Below are 17,170 nucleotides of genomic sequence, written 5' to 3'. Positions count from 1 at the left end.
TCTCTAGATTTCTGGGGTTTGTTGGGTTTCGGGGTTATTCGGCTTCGGCAGGAGCTTCGTCGGCAGGAGCCTCTCCGGCCGGGGCAGCCTCGGCCGGGGCGGCCTCGGCGCCGGGCTCAGACGTCTTCTTCTCCTGCAGCGCCGCGAGCAGTCGAGCCATCTGCGACGCCGGCGCGTTGAACAGGCCGGCGGCCTTGGCCAGGTTGCCCTTCATGGCACCGGCCAGCTTGGCCAGCAGCACCTCGCGGGACTCGAGGTCGGCGATCCGCTCGACCTCGGCGACGGTCAGCGGGTGGCCGTCCATGTAGCCGCCCTTGATGACCAGCGCCTTGTGCTCCTTGGCGAAGGTCTTGATGGCCTTGGCGGCGTCCACCGCCTCGCCGGTGACGAACGCGATGGCCGTCGGGCCGGCGAACAGCTCGTCGAGACCCTCGACACCCGCTTCGGAGGCCGCCCGCTTGATCAGCGTGTTCTTGGCGACGGCATAGGTGGCCGACTCGCCCAGCGACCTGCGCAGCTCGGCCAGGTTCGCCACCGTCAGGCCGCGGTATTCGGTGATCAGGCTGGCGTTCGACGCCCTGAATTGTTCTGCGATGTCTGCAACGGCGGTGGCCTTGTCAGCCCTGGCCATGCATACCTCCTCCGGTCGAAAGACGGGTAAGTCCGCGATCACCGGGGGAACGCCCGCAAATGAAGTACGCCCCGGCGCAGGAAGCGGCCGGGGCGTTCAGATGCACCGGCGCGCGCGCCGGCGAGAGTGCCTCGTCCTCCTGCGCGGGCCGCCGGGATGTGTCCCGGACCTTCAACCGATTGCTCGGTGACCGACGGTCTTCGGTGGATCGGCACCCACAATAGCGCGGCCCGTTCGATCAGCCAAAACGGTTATCGGCCGTCACAGCCCGGCGAGCCGCGCCGCGCCTACCAGACCGGCGTCCCCGCCGAGTTGAGCGGGGACCACGCGCAGGCCCGACAGGAAGTCCAGCCCGGCAAATTCGGCCAGCGCCGCGCGCAGCGGATCGAACAGGATTCCGCCGGATTTGGCCACGCCGCCGCCGATGACGACCAGATCCAGGTCACACACCGCACCCACCGAGGCGATCGTCGCCGCCAGCGCGCGGGTGCCCCGGGCGAACGCCCGCAGCGCCACCGGATCACCGGCCGCCGCCGCGTCGGCCAGCTCCTTCGCGCCCGCCGCGGGCGGCGCCGTCCAGCCGTTGTCCCGCGCCCACCGCGTCATCGACGGGCCGGACGCGATGGTCTCGACGCAGCCGCGGCCCCCGCAGGCGCACGGCCGGCCGTCCGGTTCGACCACCACATGCCCCACGTGGCCGGCGTTGCCCGTGCGCCCGTCGTAGGGTGCGCCGTCGAGCACCAGTCCCCCGCCGACGCCGGTGGACACCACCATGCCGAGCAGGAAGCCGGCGCCGCGCCCGGCGCCGCGCCAGTGTTCGCCCAGCGCCATGCAGACGCCGTCGCCGCCCAGCCGGACCGGCACACCGGGAACGACGGCGGCGACCCGGTCCCGCAGGTCGAACCCGCGCCAGGCTCCGATGTTGATCGGGCTGACGGTGCCGGTCGCCAGGTCGACGGGCCCCGCCGACGCGATACCCACCGCCGCGACCGCCCCGCCGGCCGCGCGCACCGCGTCGGCGATCATCGCGGCGACGGCGTCCCAAACGCGTTCGGCGCCAAGGCCGGCCGGCGTGGGGCGGGTGGCGTCGTAAACCATCGTCCCGGTGGCATCGAATAGTCCGGCCGCGATCTTGGTGCCACCGATGTCGAGGCAGAGGGTGAGCATCAGTGCCGGTGGGTGTTGTCGGGCTGGCGCGGATCGCCAGGGTGCTCGTAGCCGGGCGCCAGGTGGACCAGCTGCGCCCGCCGGGTGTCCAGCCACGTCCGGAAGGCCCGGCGACGGGCGGCGCCGCGCAGATGCTCGGTGATCACTGCGCGCACCTCGCCCAACGGCGGGCCGACGTCCGCCGGCGCGCGCCAGCCGTGCGGGCCCGAACGCAGCGGCGCGAACCGCAGCGGGTTGCGGGCGTGATAGTCGGCGACGTCGTCGTCGGACACGTCGACGGCGGCCGTGACGTCGACGAACAGCGCCCGGGCGCGCGGGTCGGCCAGGACCGCCGCGGCCACGCTGCCGATCTCCAGCCGGGCGGTCACGTCGGGCAGCAGCTCGTCCTCGGACGGGGCGCCTTCGGCGCCGAGCCCGCGCGCGTCCGCCTCCGCGGCGACCACCCGCTCGGTCACGATCAGCTGTGTCAGCCAGCGCCGCAGTTGCCGGCCCTCGCTGGTGCCGCTCGCCGGCAGCACGGCCGCGCGCAGGCCGTTGCGCAGCCGCTCCTCCCGCGCGTCGACCTCGGCGACGGACACCGGGGTGCCCCCGACGGTTGCCACGCGATTCATGTCACCGTCACCCCCACCGCCGGCGTGTACAGCAGTCGGCCTGCGCAGCCGACCCGGACCAGCGCCCACCACTGGCCGGGTGCCAGCCACACCGGCGGGGTCACGTCGAAGCCGACGTCGACCGTGCCGCCGGCGGGAACGGTCGCCCCGAGCGCGTCCGGGCCGATCCATTCCCACGTGCCCCACGGGCTGATCAGGTGGGCCTCCAACGCCAGGTCGGCCCGGGCATGGCTGCCGACGGTGACCGTGAGGCGCGCCGCCTCGCCAGCCTTCAGCTCGACCTCGGCGGGCCCGTCGACCAGATACACCAGTTCGGTGTCCGTCGGCGTGCCGACCGCCACCACGCACACGTCCTCCACCACCTGGTGCCAGGCGAGCGGCACGTAGTTGCCGGTGATGCGCAGCTGGGCCCGGACCGGGTACAGCCCAGGTTCGGTGCCGGCCGGAATGGTCAGCGCGACGTCGGCCTCGACGTGCTCTCCCGCGCACAGCGAGAACGGCAGCTCGCCGGCCGTCGACGACCAGCCGTCGGGCGCCAGCACCTGCACGACGCCGCCGAGCGTGTGGTCGCTGCTGTCGCTGGCCGCGGTGAGGCGCAGCACCACGTCGTCGCCCGGCCCGGCGGAGACCGACGTGGGATGCAGGTGCGCGACGGCCGGCAGGCCGCCGAAGGGCGCCGGGCCGCGGTTGTGCAGCCAGTACCGCGCGTACAACGGCTGAGCCGCCTCGGCCTGCGGGGCCAGCTCGGTAGCTCCGGCGAGCACCTTGGGCATGTCGATCCGGGCCAGCACGGTGGCGAGCTGATAGCCATGCAGATCGATCGCCCGCTTGCGTCGTTCCGGCGTCTCCAGCAGGTCGGCGAGCTGCAGCGAGCGCACCTTGCCGAGCTCCGAGCCGACGGCGACGCGAACCTCGGCGCCAGTCGTCTCGACCAGACGCAGGGCCACCGCGCCCGGGTCCACCGGTTGCGCGCTGCCGCACGCCAGCGGGTTGCCGGCCGCCTTGAGCGCGCCCAGATGCACGGCGTCGGCCGGCTCGACGTGCAGCAGCGAACCCACCGGCGACAGCGTTCCGCCGCGCTTCTGCGGGATCACCGCCCGCAGCGGGTGGGAGAACTGCGCGCTGCGGGCGGGCAGGCCGGCGCGCCGCCAGTCGCCGTCGTCGCAGACCAGCGCGTAGTCGAAGTCGTGTGTCCAGTGCTGGAGTTGGAAGTTGCTGCCGTCCGGCGCGGTGCGGCGCGGGTCGTCGATCCACACCCCGGAGGGCCAGCCCGTGCAGGACCGCAGCAACGCGGTGTGCAGGGTGCCGTCGGAGTCGACGGCGAAGCTCGGCACCCCGCGGTTGAGCAGCGCGACGGTGCGGTCCGCGAAGGGCTCGGCCTCCGACGGCGCCTGCTGCGCGACGACGATTTCGGCGTCGGCCAGGTCCTCGACCAGCGCCGTGATCGCGGCCCGCAGGCTTCGCTCGTCGCGGCCGGCGATCACCAGCACCGGCAGCGCCCGCGGCGGGCGCAGGTCGGCGCCGGGCACCCAGACCGCGGCCAACGGGGTCGCGGCCGGAATCCATACCCGGGCCCGGCCAGTCTTGGCCAGCTGCCGCTCGAGTTCGGCGGAGTAAGCCGGGTCGGCCTCGGCGAGCACGGCTTCGGTGAAGGCGTTGCGGCCCGGTCCGCCCAGCGCGATCCGGGTGTCCGGCAGGTTGGAGTCGACGTCGAGGTTGCCGTAGCGCGGCCGGTCCGCGCCGCTGCAGGTGGCCGTCACGCCCGCGCGGACCAGCGCGACCATCAGGTCGCGAGCCAGGGGCCCGGACGTCGGCTCAGACGGCGCGACGACCTCGGCGACCGAGACCGCGCGCACAGCGTCCCCGACGCGCACCCGGGCCGCCGACGACAGCCCGAACCAGCCGTAGGCCGGGTTGTCCAGCGTCCACAGGTGCTCGGCGGTGTCGACGGACTCGAGCCCCAGCTCCCCGGCCCGGTGCAGCAGCGCGAAGCCGCGCCCGATGACGGCGTCGCCCACCTCGCTGACCGGCATCGCGCCCGGCACCGGACAGGGCCAGCGCAGCCGCAGCAACCGGTCTTCCCCGGCGAACTCGTGGATCGTGGTGCGGCAGTCCACCCGCGCCACCCCGAGCCACAGCGTCAGCGTCTGGGTGTAGCGCAGCAGCGTGCCGATCCGGCCGCGCACCACCAGCCGCTCACCCAGCGGGCCGCGGTATGCCTGCACCCGGGCGGCCGACTCCGACGCGCCGACCACCGGCCCTTTGGGCAGCAGGTGCCAGGGCCCCTCCCCCTGGGTCGGGTGCGACGAGTACTCCTCGTAGACGGCGAGTTCGTTGCCCACCCTGCCGTCGGCGATCAGCTCACGGCCGTCGTGAACCAGCGACGAGACCCCACCGCCGCGCGGGGGATCGACGGTCAGCCGGTAGTGCTCGTTGGCGATCTCGGTGCCGGGCATCTCTTCCCAGCCCTTGCCGCTGCCGCCGACGACCAGCCGGTAGGCGCGCCACCCCAGCGACGGCACGTCGCGGGCCAGCCAACTGACCGACCGGCCGCCGTGCTCGACGTGCGCGGGCACCGCGTCGCCGTCGGGGTCGAGCACCCGCACTTTCCCGTGCACCGGTGGATCTAGCCGGGCGGTGACGATGTCGGTGCGTGCGTGGGTCAGCGTGTTCCATACCAGCAGCGAGTCGTCGCGGACGTCGACAGCGCCGGACAGCAGCGCCAGCGAGTTGTCGCGCGCCGCGCGACCAAGCTCCCAGGCGTCGCGCCAACCGGTCAGCAGATCGAGATAGACCTGGTCGGACTCCGAGCCGGTGATGGCGTCGTGGTGGGCGCCGTAGGCCAGCTGCACCCACGCCTTGGCCAGCGCCGCCTGCGGGTATTCGGCGCCGGTCATCAGCCCGGCGAACACGGCGAACCGCTCGGCATCCAGGACGGCGTTCTCGGCGGCCCGGTTGGCTTGCTTGGTGTCGATGTAGGACACGTCCTTGCCGGTGTAAATCGGGTTCATGTCGCGGGTCTGCGGCGACGGCATCTCGTCCCGATCGGCCAGTTCGGCGCGCACGGCGGCGAAGAACTCCCGCGGCAGCGCGCACACGAACCGCGGCCAGGTGTAGCGCGCGGCCCAGTCCCGGTGGATGGCGGTCACCCACTTGTTGGGCGGGGTGTAGTCGGTGCCGACGGGCAGCAGCACGTTGCGGGTCAGGGCGACCGTCTTGAGCTGGTCGAACAGCGCATAGGTGGCGTCCTCGGCCTCGGCCAGCGTGGTGGACGAGTCCATCCACCAGCCCGCCGAATAGTGCGCCGGCATGTAGTGGGTGAGCAGCCCGTGCCCGGACGGCGAGATCCACTCGAACTCGCTGGAGAACTGCATCCGGTCCACTCCGCCGGTTTCGGACCCCCCTGCCGCCGGCCCCCACTGGTGGTGTGGCCCGCGCGCCCAGGAACTCGACGTCAGCCCGGCGTCGGCGGCCATCCCGGGAAATTGCGGGTCGTGACCGAACACGTCGAGCTGCCACGCGGTGGCCGGGTCGGCGCCCAGCACGTCGCGCTGAAAACCGATGCCGTGCACCAGGTTCCGGATGGTCGTTTCGGGGCTGGTGAGGTTGGTGTTGGGTTCGTTGTAGGTACCGCCCATCACCTCCACCCGGCCCTCGGCGAAGAACCTGCGCAGGTCGGCGCGGTCCTCGGGGCGCGTGTCCCAGTACGGCTTGAGGTAGTCCACTTCGGCCAGCACGAACTTGTACTCCGGTTCGCGGCGAGCCATCTCCAGGTGCGCGTGCACCAGCTCGAAGCCGTTGGTCTGACGCGCCCTTCCGGGCGGGTCCTCGGTCCACTCGCTGGTGTAGCCGGCCTGGGTGTTCCACCACACCGGGTCGTAGTGGAAGTGGCTGACCATGTACATCGTCCAGCCGGGCTCGGCGATCGTGAACTCGAACGCCAGGCTCGCCGGTCCCGCATGCGCCCGCGCGGCCCGACGCTGCCCGACGACGGGGTCGGCGACGGTGACCGGGACCTCGACCGCCTCCGCGCCGGCCTCGGCGACGGCTTCGCCCCGCAGGCCGTCGCCGTCGATGCGGATAGTCGTCGGCTCGGTGCACCCACTGATGGCGATCCGTGCCAACTGCAGGGGCGCGTCCGGTGGCCCGACGAACAACTCGGTCGAGTCCCCCGAAATCACCCGCATAGACCGCACCCTACGTCGGCCCGACGCGAGCTGTCGCCGTGTTCTGGAAGGCTCCAGGTCATGGCGGACCTGACCGCGCGACTGGCAGACCAGCTCGACTTTCACTGGCGTGGACAGCTGCGCCCGCGCCTGGACGGGCTGACCGACGACGAATACCTCTGGCAGCCGGTGCCCGACTGCTGGACGGTGCACCCGGACGGCGCGCTGGACAGTGCCAACCCGGCCTACCCGGCGCCCAGCCCCGCGCCGTTCACCACGATCGCCTGGCGCCTGGCGCATGTCATCGTCGGGGTATTCGCCATGCGCAACCACCACCACTTCGGCGGGCCTCCCGCGGACTACCAGAGCTGGCCCTATGCGACCGACGCCGCCACCGCGCTGAACCAGGTCGACGAGGCGTACGCCACCTGGATCGCCGGGGTGCGGTCGCTGTCCACCGCGGACCTGGATCGGCCCTGCGGGGCGGCCGAGGGCCCCTACGCGGACTACACGCTCAGCGAACTCGTCCTGCACATCAACCGTGAGGCGATCCATCACGGCGCCGAAATCGCCTGCCTGCGCGACCTTTACGCCCACCAACCCGGCGGCCCTCGCTCCGGGCGAGCGCACCACGCGTAGAACGGTAAGCGTGCGCACCAGCAGCGGAACCGCGCGACGCGAGACGCCCGACGGCGCCGTCGAACTCTTCTACGAGGACCTCGGCGACCCGGCCGGCCCGCCGGTGCTGCTCATCATGGGCCTGGGAGCTCAGCTGCCCATGTGGCCCGACGGCTTCTGCGCGCGACTGGTCGACGCCGGCCACCGCGTGATCCGCTTCGACCACCGCGACACCGGGCTGTCGGCCAAGATGCACGGGCAGCGCGCCCCGGGATCGGTGTATCGGCGCGTCGGCCGCTACTTCATGGGCCGGCCCAGCCCGGTGCCGTACACGCTGGTCGATATGACGGCCGACGTCGTCGCGCTGCTCGATCATCTGGATGTCACCCGGGCGCACGTGGTCGGGGCGTCGATGGGCGGCATGATCGCGCAGATCCTGGCCGCCACCGAGCCGCACCGGGTGGCCTCCCTGGGCGTCATCATGTCGACGACCGGTAAGCCGCTGTCCTCGCCGCCGGCCTGGCGGGTCATCAAGCTGGCGTTCGGCCCGCCGTCCGACGACGCCTCGGCCGACGAGAAATTGGCTTTCGAGGTGCGCAATGTCGCGGTGTTCAACGGGCCGAATTTCCTGCCGCCCGACAACGAGCTGCGAAAGCGCGTGCAAGAACTGGCGGACCGTTGCAATTACCCGCCGGGCATGCTGCGCCAATTCGACGCCGTGCTGGGCACCGGCAGCCTGTTGGGCTACAGCAAGTCGATCACGGCGCCGACGGTGGTGCTGCACGGTTCCGCGGACCCGATGGTGCGACCGCGCAACGGACGCGCGGTCGCCGCGGCCATTCCCGGCGCCCGATTCGTGGTGGTCGACGGGATGGGCCACGACCTGCCCGAACCGGTGTGGCGGCCGATCATCGAGGCGCTCACCGAAAACTTTGCGCTGGCGAAATGATCCGCCGATAGTTCCTCGCCGAGCGTCGGCTCAGGGCGAAAACCCGGCCCATTCTTCGCCGCCGGAACACGCTCGGCGAACGCCCCCCGAACGCGTTCGGTGAGCATTTCCGGCACGTGAGCGCGCTCACGCAAATCGGGTTCAAATTGGGAATCGCCTGCCCCGATTTGGCACACTGCAGAAATGAGTTCCACTAAACATCGCGATGTGGCCAAGCTTGACCGGGTGCCGCTACCGGTCGAAGCGGCCCGGGTAGCCGTCACCGGTTGGCAGGTCACCCGCACCGGCGCGCGGGTGGTAACCAGCCTGCCCGGCAAGGGGTCGTGGCAGCAGAAGGTCATCAAGCAGATCCCGCAGACCTTCGCCGACCTGGGCCCGACGTACGTGAAGTTCGGCCAGATCATCGCGTCCAGCCCCGGGGCGTTCGGCGAGTCGCTGTCCCGCGAATTCCGCGGCCTGCTGGACCGCGTGCCCCCCGCCGACACCGACGAGGTGCACAAACTGTTCGTCGAGGAGCTCGGCGACGAGCCGTCGAAGCTGTTCGCCAGCTTCGACGAGGAGCCGTTCGCGTCGGCGTCGATCGCTCAGGTGCACTACGCGACCCTCAAGACCGGCGAGGAGGTCGTCGTCAAGATCCAGCGGCCGGGCATCCGCCGCCGGGTGGCCGCCGACCTGCAGATCCTCAAGCGCTTCGCCCAGGCCGTCGAACTGGCCAAGCTGGGACGCCGGCTGTCCGCCCAGGACGTGGTAGCCGACTTCTCCGACAACCTGGCCGAGGAGCTGGACTTCCGCCTTGAGGCGCAGTCGATGGACGCCTGGGTCTCGCACCTGCACACCTCGCCGCTCGGCAAGAACATCCGCGTGCCGCAGGTGCACTGGAACTTCACCAGCGAGCGGGTGCTGACGATGGAGCGGGTGCACGGCATCCGCATCGACAACGTCGCCGAGATCCGCAAAGCCGGCTTCGACGGCACCGAGCTGGTCAAGGCGCTGCTCTTCAGCGTCTTCGAGGGCGGTCTGCGGCACGGCCTGTTCCACGGCGACCTGCACGCGGGCAACCTGTACGTCGACGACCAGGGCCGCATCGTGTTCTTCGACTTCGGGATCATGGGCCGCATCGACCCCCGCACCCGCTGGCTGCTGCGCGAGCTGGTGTACGCGCTGCTGGTGAAGAAGGACCACGCCGCGGCCGGCAAGATCGTCGTGCTGATGGGCGCCGTCGGCACCACCAAACCCGAAGCCCAGGCCGCCAAGGACCTGGAGAAGTTCGCCACCCCGCTGACCATGCAGACGTTGGGCGACATGTCCTACGCCGACATCGGCCGGCAGCTCTCGACGCTGGCCGACGCGTACGATGTCAAGCTGCCGCGCGAACTGGTCCTGATCGGTAAGCAGTTCCTCTATGTCGAGCGGTACATGAAGCTGCTGGCCCCCAAGTGGCAGATGATGTCCGACCCGCAACTGACGGGGTACTTCGCGAACTTCATGGTCGAGGTCGGCCGCGAGCACCAGTCCGACATCGATGCTTAGCAAGATGCTTAGTAGACCGGAGGAGGGACAGTGGACGTTCGCAGCGGTGCCGCCATATCGGGCGATCTGAAGCTGTACTACGAGGACATGGGCGACATCGACGACCCGCCCGTCCTGCTCATCATGGGACTGGGCGCGCAGCTGCTGCTGTGGCGCACGGCGTTCTGCGAGCAGCTGGTCAGTCAGGGGCTGCGGGTGATCCGCTACGACAACCGCGACGTCGGCCTGTCCACCAAGACCGAGCGGCAAAGCAGCGGCCAGTCGCTGCCGGCCCGGATGGCGCGGTTCTGGCTGGGACTGCCCAGCCGCGCCGCCTACAAGCTGGAAGACATGTCCGACGACGCGGCCGCCGTGCTGGACCACCTCGGCATCGAGCGGGCGCACATCGTGGGCGCCTCGATGGGCGGCATGATCGCGCAGATCTTCGCCGCGCGTTTCGCCGAACGGACGAAGAGCCTGGCGGTGATTTTCTCGAGCAACAACCGCCCGTTTTTGCCGCCGCCGGCGCCGCGCGCCCTGCTGGCGCTGCTCAAGGGCCCGCCGCCGAACTCGCCGCGCGACGTCATCATCGACAACGCCGTGCGCGTCACCAAGATCACCGGCAGCCTCCGCTACCTCGCGCCCGAGGAGGAAATCCGCGCCGAGGCGGGCGAAAGCTACGACCGCAGCTACTTCCCCTGGGGCGTCGCGCGGCAGTTCAGCGCGGTCCTGGGCAGCGGCAGCCTGCTGCGGTATGACCGGCGCATCGAGGCGCCGACGGTGGTGATCCACGGCCGGGCCGACAAGCTGATGCGACCGAGCGGTGGGCGCGCCGTCGCCCGCGCGATAAATGGTGCGCGTTTGGTAATGGTCGACGGGATGGGCCATGATCTGCCGAGACAATTGTGGGGTCAGGTCATCGGTGAGCTGACTGCCAACTTCGCAGCTACCGGATGAAGCACGGTAGCGATGGCTTTAGACTTCTCAGGGTGATGTCACCCAGAGCATCAATGATCACGACTGGGACGGGAGGTTGCGACAAGTGACGAAGTTGAGACCGTTTTACGAAGAGTCGCAGTCGACTTACGACATCTCGGATGAATTTTTCTCGTTGTTCCTGGACCGCAACATGGTCTACACCTGCGCGTACTACAAGAACGACGACATGACGCTCGAAGAGGCACAGATCGCCAAACTGGACCTGGCGTTGGACAAGCTCAACCTCGAGCCGGGTATGACGCTGCTCGACGTCGGGTGCGGCTGGGGCGGTGCCGTGGTCCGCGCGGTCGAAAAGTACGACGTGAACGTCATCGGCATCACATTGAGCCGAAATCACTACCAGCGCAGCAAGAGCAGGCTCGCGGAGATCCCGACCACGCGACACGCCGAGGCACGGCTGCAGGGCTGGGAAGAGTTCGACGAGAAGGTCGACCGCATCGTCAGCTTCGAAGCGTTCGACGCGTTCAAGGCCGAGCGCTGGCCCACGTTCTTCGAGCGGGCCTACGACATCATGCCCTCCGACGGCCGGATGCTGCTGCACAGCATTTTCACCCGTCCGCAGACGTACTGGCGCGATCACGGGATCACCGTGACGATGAGCGATCTTCGATTCTTCCGCTTCCTGGCCACCGAAATATTTCCCGGCGGTGGAATGTGCGGCGAAGCCGATATCATCGACAACGCAATTGCGGCCGGATTTTCCGTCGGCCAAATTCAATATCTGCAAGAGCACTACGTGCGGACTTTGGACGCGTGGGCGGCCAACCTGGAGGCCAATCGCGAAGAAGCGATCGCCGTCCAGTCCGAAGAGGTCTACGACCGCTTCATGCGCTATCTGACCGGCTGCGCGAACCTCTTTCGCAAGGGTCTGTCCAGCGTCGCGCAGTACACCCTGACCAAGTAGGCCCCTTTCGGCCGGCCTCGGCCGAACAATCTCGGTTCGTCGCGCCACGCCGGATCAGATACCATGCACCGAGCATGCGTGGGGGGATGCTTGGGGCCACCGGGTCCAGGAAGGCACACGGTATTTCATGGCTCAGAAGCCGACGAGCCGCATTGTCGACGCGGCACCGGGAGAACACATGTCTAATAAAGTGACGGACCCTGTGAATACGCGGCCGAACGACGAAAATGTCCAGGCGCATTACGACATCTCCAACGAATTCTTCGCGCTGTTCGTCGATCCCACGAAGACATACAGTTGCGCCTACTTCGAGCGCGACGACATGACCCTCGAGGAAGCGCAGCTCGCCAAGATTGACCTCGCGCTGGGCAAGCTGGGGCTTCAGCCGGGCATGACGCTGCTCGACGTGGGCTGCGGCTGGGGTTCGACCATGAAACGCGCCCTGGAAAAGTACGACGTCAACGTCGTCGGCCTCACCATCTCCAAAAACCAGCACGCGTACTGCCAGGAGCTGCTCGATCAGGTCGACACGAACCGCTCATACCGGGTCCTGCTGAACGACTGGTGCGAGTTCGACGAGCAGGTGGACCGCATCGTCACCATCGAAGCGCTGGAACACTTCGGCTTCGACCGCTACGACGACTTCTTCAAGTTCGTCTACCAGGCGCTGCCGGAAGACGGTGTGATGCTCCTGCACTCGATCACGGGCCTGCACGTCAAGCAGGTCCTCGAGCGCCGCCTGCCGTTGACCATGGAAATGGCCAAGTTCATGAAGTTCATCGTCACCGAAATCTTTCCCGGTGGCCGGCTGCCCACGATCGAGACCGTCGAGGAGCATGCGACCAAGGTCGGTTTCAAGGTGACGCAGATCCAGTCGATGCAGGCGGACTTCGCCAGGACCCTCGACTTTTGGTCCACGGCCTTGGAGGCGCGCAAGGACGAGGCCATCGCGCTGCAGTCCGAAGAGGTCTACGAGCGGTACATGAAGTACCTGACCGGCTGCGCCAAGACCTTCCGCGTGGGCTACGTCGACTGCAACCACTTCACCTTGGAGAAGTAGTCAACCGGCACGTTGAATTCGGCACGTTGATTAATGTGGGTAGGGTTGCACGTCGTTGCGTGCGACCAGATAGCGAAGATCATCCAGGAGAACAGAATTACGATGGCTGAGAACAAGGCTGGCCCGACGAAGATTCGGACGCGGTCCGAAGACATCCAGGCGCACTACGACGTCTCCGACGAGTTCTTCGGCCTATTCCAGGATCCGACCCGGATCTACAGCTGCGCCTACTTCGAGCCGCCGGGCATCTCGCTCGAGGAGGCCCAGTACGCCAAGATCGACCTCAATCTGGACAAGCTGGATCTCAAGCCGGGCATGACGCTGCTGGACATTGGCTGCGGCTGGGGCACCACGATGAAGCGCGCCGTCGAGAAGTACGACGTCAACGTCATCGGCCTCACGCTGTCCAAGAACCAGCACGCCCGCAGCCAGCAGGTGCTGGACGCCATCGACACCAACCGCACACGCGAGGTCCGGCTGCACGGCTGGGAGGACTTCGGCGACCCCGTCGATCGGATCGTGTCGATCGAGGCCTTCGAGCACTTCGGGCACGAGAACTACGACGACTTCTTCAAGCGGTGTTTCAACATCCTGCCCGATGACGGCCGGATGACCGTCCAGAGCAGCGTTAGCTATCACCCCTACGAGATGGCGGCCCGCGGCAAGAAGCTGACTTTCGAGACGGCCCGTTTCATCAAGTTCATCGTCACCGAGATCTTCCCGGGCGGCCGGTTGCCGTCGACCGGGATGATGGTCGAGCACGGCGAGAAGGCCGGATTCGTTGTACCCGAGCCGGTTTCGCTACGGCCGCACTACATCAAGACGCTGCGCATCTGGGGTGACACGCTGGAGTCCAATAAGGACAAGGCGATCGAGGTCACCTCCCAAGAGGTCTACGACCGCTACATGAAGTACCTGCGCGGCTGCGAGCACTACTTCACCGACGAGATGCTCGACTGCAGCCTGGTTACCTACCTCAAGCCGGGCGCCCCCGCGTAGAGGCGACCCGCCGCGCTTTCGATCGCTAGGCCACGCTCCGAGGCGCGGCCCAGCTGTCACTCTGTTCTCGGTCGGTAGGAATGTGCCGGTCTGCCCGCCTCTGCGCGACAAGCTGTCGCTACTAGGCGGGCAAAAGGCGATGTGCCGACTTTCTCGCAGCACGTGGGACTCGCGAGGTCCACGCCACGTCCGCCACGCCCTTGTCGGATTCGGCGAGCGCCGTTCGTCGGATAGGTAGAGAGTGAAACGCAGGGTTTCGCTCACTACCGGAGGTGACCACACATGCAGTACCTAGCCTTGCTGATCAGCCAGGAACGCGCTCTCACTCCCGACGAGGGGGCGGCCGAGATGACGGCATACCTGAACTTCCACGCCACGGCCGGGTCGGCGATCCGCGCCGGCGACGCCTTGCTGCCCGCGGCGACGGGGGTCGGCATCGCTGGCGGCCCCGACGCGCCAATCGTCACCGACGGCCCATTCGCCGAGGGCGCCGAGGTGGCTGGCGGCTATTACGTGTTCGAGGCCGAAAATCTCGACGACGCTTTGGCTCTGGCTCGCGGGGTACCCGCGGCCCGGCACGGCGCGGTGGAGCTGTGGCCGATCTACCACTCGTTCGACCCCGAATGGTCGAACGACGGCGGCCACTGGCTGGCCCTGCTGCTGGAACCGCCGGCATCCGCATTCACCCCGGGCACGCCCGAGTGGGAGACGATGGCGGCACGGCACCAGGCATTCGCGGCCGCAGCGGGCGACCACGTCGTCGGTGGCGCCGCGTTGCACGATCGCTCCACCGCGACCACGGTGCGGGTGCGGGACGGCGAAGCGGTGATCACCGACGGACCCTTCGCGGAGGGCGCCGAGGTGGCCAACGGCTTCTACCTGCTCAACGCCCGCGATCGCGACGAGGCCGTCAAGCTCGCGTCGATGATCCCCGCATCCACCGTCCAGCTGCGGCAGCTGGCCGGCGTCTCGGGACTGTAACCTCGCGGAGTGACCAACCTGGACGGCGTCTTTCGCCGCGAGTGGGGTCCCGCCGTTGCCGCGCTCGCGCGCTGGTCCGGCGACCTCACGGTGGCCGAGGACGCCGTCCAGGAAGCCTGCGCCGAGGCGCTTCGCAGCTGGCCCCGCGACGGCATGCCCGATAGTCCGGGCGGGTGGTTGTTGACGGTCGCCCGCAATCGCGCGCGGGATCGCCTGCGACGCGAATCCGTCCGTCCCGGAAAGGAATTGGCGGCTGTGAAGGACTACGTCGACATCATCCGGGCCCGTACCGATCACAGCGATCCGCATCCGGTCCGCGACGACGAGCTGCGGATGATGTTCACCTGCGCGCACCCCGCCCTGGACCGGCAGTCGCAGCTGGCTCTCACGCTGCGGCTGGTGTCGGGGTTGACCGTCGCGGAGATCGCCCGCGCGCTGCTGCAGACGGAGGCGGCCGTCGGTCAGCGAATCACCCGCGCCAAGAACAAGATCCGGCACGCCAACATCCCGCTGCGGGTGCCGCCGGCCGGACTGTTGCCGGAGCGCACACCGCACGTGCTCAGCTGCGTCTATTCGGTGTTCACCGAGGGCTATTGGTCGACGGCCGGCCCGTCTGCCATTCGCGACGAACTCTGCGACGAAGGGGTGCGCCTGGCCGGCGAGCTGTGCGCGCTGATGCCACGTGAGCCGGAAGCGCATGCCTTGGCGGCCCTTGTGCTGCTGCATGATTCGCGACGCCCGACCCGGGTCGACGCGGACGGCGCCCTGGTGCCGCTGGAGGAGCAGGACCGCCGCCGATGGGACCGCGGACGCATCAACCGTGGCCTGGACCGGTTGCGTGCGGCGCAGGGGTCGGCCGGGCCGTACCTGCCGCAGGCCGTGATCGCCGCCCTGCACGCGACCGCGCCGTCGTGGGAGCAGACCGACTGGGCCACCATCTGCGCCGCGTACGACCGACTGCTTGCGCTGACCGACTCGCCGGTGGTGATGGCCAACCGCGCGCTGGCCGTCGGTTTCCGCGACGGACCCGACGCAGGCCTGGCCGCGCTGGAGAAGGTGTCGCACGATCCCCGGCTGGCGCGGTCCAATCTGGTCGCGTCGGTGCGCGCCGACCTGCTGCGACGCGCCCAACGGCCCGCCGAAGCCATCACGTGGTACCGAGCGGCGTTGGAGTCCAACGGATCTGAGCCCGGCCGCGACTTCCTGCGCCGACGCATCGCCGAATGTGCCGAGCAGACGTAAAAGCACCCGACACGCCGGGCGTGCGGGTGCTTTTACGTCTGCTCGCGCAGGGAAAAATTACCCCTCGGCGGCGAAGTTGCGGGTGATCGACGGGTCGACCGGAATGCCCGGTCCCGTCGTCGTCGACACGGTGACCTTCTTCAGGTAGCGGCCCTTCGACGACGACGGCTTGAGCCGCAGCACCTCGTCCAGCGCGGCACCGTAGTTCTCCGCGAGCTTCGCCTCGTCGAACGATGCCTTGCCGATGACGAAGTGCAGGTTGGCCTGCTTGTCGACACGGAAGTTGATCTTGCCGCCCTTGATGTCGGTGACGGCCTTGGCGACGTCGGGAGTGACGGTGCCGGTCTTGGGGTTGGGCATCAGGCCGCGGGGGCCCAGCACGCGGGCGATGCGGCCCACCTTGGCCATCTGGTCCGGCGTCGCGATCGCGGCGTCGAAGTCCAGGAAGCCGCCCTGGATCTTCTCGATCAGGTCGTCGCTGCCGACGATGTCGGCTCCCGCGGCGACGGCAGCGTCCGCCTTCTCGCCGACGGCGAACACGGCGACCCGGGCGGTCTTACCCGTGCCGTGCGGCAGGTTGACCGTGCCGCGGACCATCTGGTCGGCCTTGCGCGGGTCGACGCCGAGCCGGATCGCCACCTCGACGGTCGCGTCCTGCTTGGTCGACGACGTCTCCTTGGCCAGCTTGGCCGCCTGCAACGGGGTGTAGAGGTTGTTGCGGTCCACCTTCTCGGCGGCGGCGCGATATGACTTGCTGGTCTTGCTCATGTGAAATCCAATCTGGTGTTGGGTTCGTGGTTAACGGCGGGCCGAAGCTGGCCCTCCCACGGGGTTCGGGCTACACAAACCTATTCAACGGTGATACCCATCGAGCGGGCGGTGCCGGCGATGATCTTGGCGGCGGCATCGATGTCGTTGGCGTTGAGGTCGGACTTCTTGGTCTCCGCGATCTCACGCACCTGGTCCCAGGTGACCTTGGCGACCTTGGTCTTGTGCGGTTCGGCGGAACCCTTGGGCACACCCGCAGCCTTGAGTAGCAGCTTGGCGGCCGGCGGCGTCTTGAGCGCAAAGGTGAAGCTGCGGTCCTCGTAGACCGTGATCTCCACCGGGATGACGTTGCCGCGCTGGTTCTCCGTGGCGGCGTTGTACGCCTTGCAGAACTCCATGATGTTGACGCCGTGCTGGCCCAGCGCGGGGCCGACGGGCGGCGCAGGGTTGGCCTGCCCCGCCACGATCTGCAGCTTGATCAGCCCGGTGACCTTTTTCTTCTTCGGGGCCATGAGTTGTCCTACGTTCCTTCCTAGATTTACAAGCTTGTGCGAGCGAGCCCAGCG

At 68.7% G+C, this 17,170-nt stretch carries 15 protein-coding genes; 9 read left to right on the top strand and 6 right to left on the bottom strand.

All coding sequences use genetic code 11. The annotated features are described in order from the left end of the window. Window positions 1–34: 34 nt before the first annotated feature. From rplJ to AC5Y5V_RS20890, 4 genes are all read right to left on the bottom strand, one after another. A complete protein-coding gene (rplJ, locus tag AC5Y5V_RS20905) occupies window positions 35–631 on the bottom strand; it encodes a 50S ribosomal protein L10 (protein WP_499939366.1) in 597 nt (198 codons plus the stop codon). Between the two features lie 261 nt (window positions 632–892). Further along, window positions 893–1,798, bottom strand: a complete 906-nt coding sequence (locus AC5Y5V_RS20900) for an ROK family protein (RefSeq protein ID WP_499939362.1) — start codon at window positions 1,796–1,798, stop codon at window positions 893–895. Then, the gene (locus AC5Y5V_RS20895; protein ID WP_499939360.1) at window positions 1,798–2,409 is read right to left on the bottom strand and encodes a DUF7158 domain-containing protein; all 612 of its coding nucleotides are present in this window, start codon (window positions 2,407–2,409) and stop codon (window positions 1,798–1,800) included. Before AC5Y5V_RS20895 ends, AC5Y5V_RS20900 begins: the two co-directional genes overlap by 1 nt. Further along, entirely contained in the window at window positions 2,406–6,596 is a 4,191-nt protein-coding gene (locus AC5Y5V_RS20890; RefSeq protein WP_499939358.1) for a glycoside hydrolase family 38 N-terminal domain-containing protein, read from the bottom strand. The genes AC5Y5V_RS20895 and AC5Y5V_RS20890 overlap by 4 nt, the downstream gene beginning before the upstream one ends. A gap of 60 nt (window positions 6,597–6,656) precedes the next feature. On the opposite strand from AC5Y5V_RS20890, the gene AC5Y5V_RS20885 reads away from it, so the two are divergent. The 9 genes from AC5Y5V_RS20885 (at window position 6,657) to AC5Y5V_RS20845 (ending at window position 15,836) form a co-directional block, all read left to right on the top strand. After that, on the top strand, window positions 6,657–7,214 hold the full coding sequence (locus AC5Y5V_RS20885; protein WP_499939356.1) for a DinB family protein: 558 nt from the start codon (window positions 6,657–6,659) through the stop codon (window positions 7,212–7,214). A gap of 10 nt (window positions 7,215–7,224) precedes the next feature. Beyond that, window positions 7,225–8,142 (top strand): alpha/beta fold hydrolase, encoded by a 918-nt coding sequence (locus tag AC5Y5V_RS20880; RefSeq protein ID WP_499939354.1) that lies wholly within the window; start codon window positions 7,225–7,227, stop codon window positions 8,140–8,142. A gap of 183 nt (window positions 8,143–8,325) precedes the next feature. Continuing rightward, a complete protein-coding gene (locus tag AC5Y5V_RS20875; protein WP_499939352.1) occupies window positions 8,326–9,672 on the top strand; it encodes an ABC1 kinase family protein in 1,347 nt (448 codons plus the stop codon). Between the two features lie 30 nt (window positions 9,673–9,702). Continuing rightward, complete coding sequence (locus tag AC5Y5V_RS20870; RefSeq protein ID WP_499939350.1) at window positions 9,703–10,608, top strand: alpha/beta fold hydrolase; 906 nt, start codon at window positions 9,703–9,705, stop codon at window positions 10,606–10,608. 85 nt (window positions 10,609–10,693) lie between these two features. Beyond that, window positions 10,694–11,554, top strand: a complete 861-nt coding sequence (locus tag AC5Y5V_RS20865; RefSeq protein ID WP_499939348.1) for a cyclopropane mycolic acid synthase family methyltransferase — start codon at window positions 10,694–10,696, stop codon at window positions 11,552–11,554. Between the two features lie 178 nt (window positions 11,555–11,732). Then, window positions 11,733–12,614 carry a cyclopropane mycolic acid synthase family methyltransferase gene (locus AC5Y5V_RS20860; RefSeq protein WP_499939345.1) on the top strand — a complete coding sequence of 294 codons (882 nt, stop codon included), beginning with the start codon at window positions 11,733–11,735 and terminating at the stop codon, window positions 12,612–12,614. Between the two features lie 102 nt (window positions 12,615–12,716). Beyond that, window positions 12,717–13,613: a hydroxymycolate synthase MmaA4 gene (gene mmaA4, locus AC5Y5V_RS20855; RefSeq protein ID WP_499939342.1), complete on the top strand. Its 897-nt coding sequence runs from the start codon at window positions 12,717–12,719 to the stop codon at window positions 13,611–13,613. A 282-nt stretch (window positions 13,614–13,895) separates the two neighbouring features. Continuing rightward, complete coding sequence (locus tag AC5Y5V_RS20850; protein WP_499939340.1) at window positions 13,896–14,594, top strand: YciI family protein; 699 nt, start codon at window positions 13,896–13,898, stop codon at window positions 14,592–14,594. A gap of 9 nt (window positions 14,595–14,603) precedes the next feature. Further along, window positions 14,604–15,836 (top strand): RNA polymerase sigma factor, encoded by a 1,233-nt coding sequence (locus AC5Y5V_RS20845; protein WP_499939338.1) that lies wholly within the window; start codon window positions 14,604–14,606, stop codon window positions 15,834–15,836. 57 nt (window positions 15,837–15,893) lie between these two features. On the opposite strand, the gene rplA is transcribed toward AC5Y5V_RS20845, so the two are convergent. Together rplA and rplK are read right to left on the bottom strand one after the other, a co-directional pair. Then, complete coding sequence (rplA, locus tag AC5Y5V_RS20840) at window positions 15,894–16,604, bottom strand: 50S ribosomal protein L1 (protein WP_499939336.1); 711 nt, start codon at window positions 16,602–16,604, stop codon at window positions 15,894–15,896. A gap of 80 nt (window positions 16,605–16,684) precedes the next feature. After that, the gene (rplK, locus tag AC5Y5V_RS20835) at window positions 16,685–17,116 is read right to left on the bottom strand and encodes a 50S ribosomal protein L11 (protein ID WP_499939334.1); all 432 of its coding nucleotides are present in this window, start codon (window positions 17,114–17,116) and stop codon (window positions 16,685–16,687) included. Between the last annotated feature and the right edge of the window lie 54 nt (window positions 17,117–17,170).

It is taken from the genome of Mycobacterium sp. NGS68 (genome assembly GCF_059812195.1).
This window is presented reverse-complemented; position numbering and strand designations above follow the sequence as displayed.

Coding starts and splice junctions, on each gene's coding strand:
- rplJ (WP_499939366.1), bottom strand. CDS start 631: ATGGCCAGGGCTGACAAGGCCACCGCCGTTGCAGACATCGCAGAACAA.
- AC5Y5V_RS20900 (WP_499939362.1), bottom strand. CDS start 1,798: ATGCTCACCCTCTGCCTCGACATCGGTGGCACCAAGATCGCGGCCGGA.
- AC5Y5V_RS20895 (WP_499939360.1), bottom strand. CDS start 2,409: ATGAATCGCGTGGCAACCGTCGGGGGCACCCCGGTGTCCGTCGCCGAG.
- AC5Y5V_RS20890 (WP_499939358.1), bottom strand. CDS start 6,596: ATGCGGGTGATTTCGGGGGACTCGACCGAGTTGTTCGTCGGGCCACCG.
- AC5Y5V_RS20885 (WP_499939356.1), top strand. CDS start 6,657: ATGGCGGACCTGACCGCGCGACTGGCAGACCAGCTCGACTTTCACTGG.
- AC5Y5V_RS20875 (WP_499939352.1), top strand. CDS start 8,326: ATGAGTTCCACTAAACATCGCGATGTGGCCAAGCTTGACCGGGTGCCG.
- AC5Y5V_RS20860 (WP_499939345.1), top strand. CDS start 11,733: ATGTCTAATAAAGTGACGGACCCTGTGAATACGCGGCCGAACGACGAA.
- mmaA4 (WP_499939342.1), top strand. CDS start 12,717: ATGGCTGAGAACAAGGCTGGCCCGACGAAGATTCGGACGCGGTCCGAA.
- AC5Y5V_RS20850 (WP_499939340.1), top strand. CDS start 13,896: ATGCAGTACCTAGCCTTGCTGATCAGCCAGGAACGCGCTCTCACTCCC.
- rplA (WP_499939336.1), bottom strand. CDS start 16,604: ATGAGCAAGACCAGCAAGTCATATCGCGCCGCCGCCGAGAAGGTGGAC.
- rplK (WP_499939334.1), bottom strand. CDS start 17,116: ATGGCCCCGAAGAAGAAAAAGGTCACCGGGCTGATCAAGCTGCAGATC.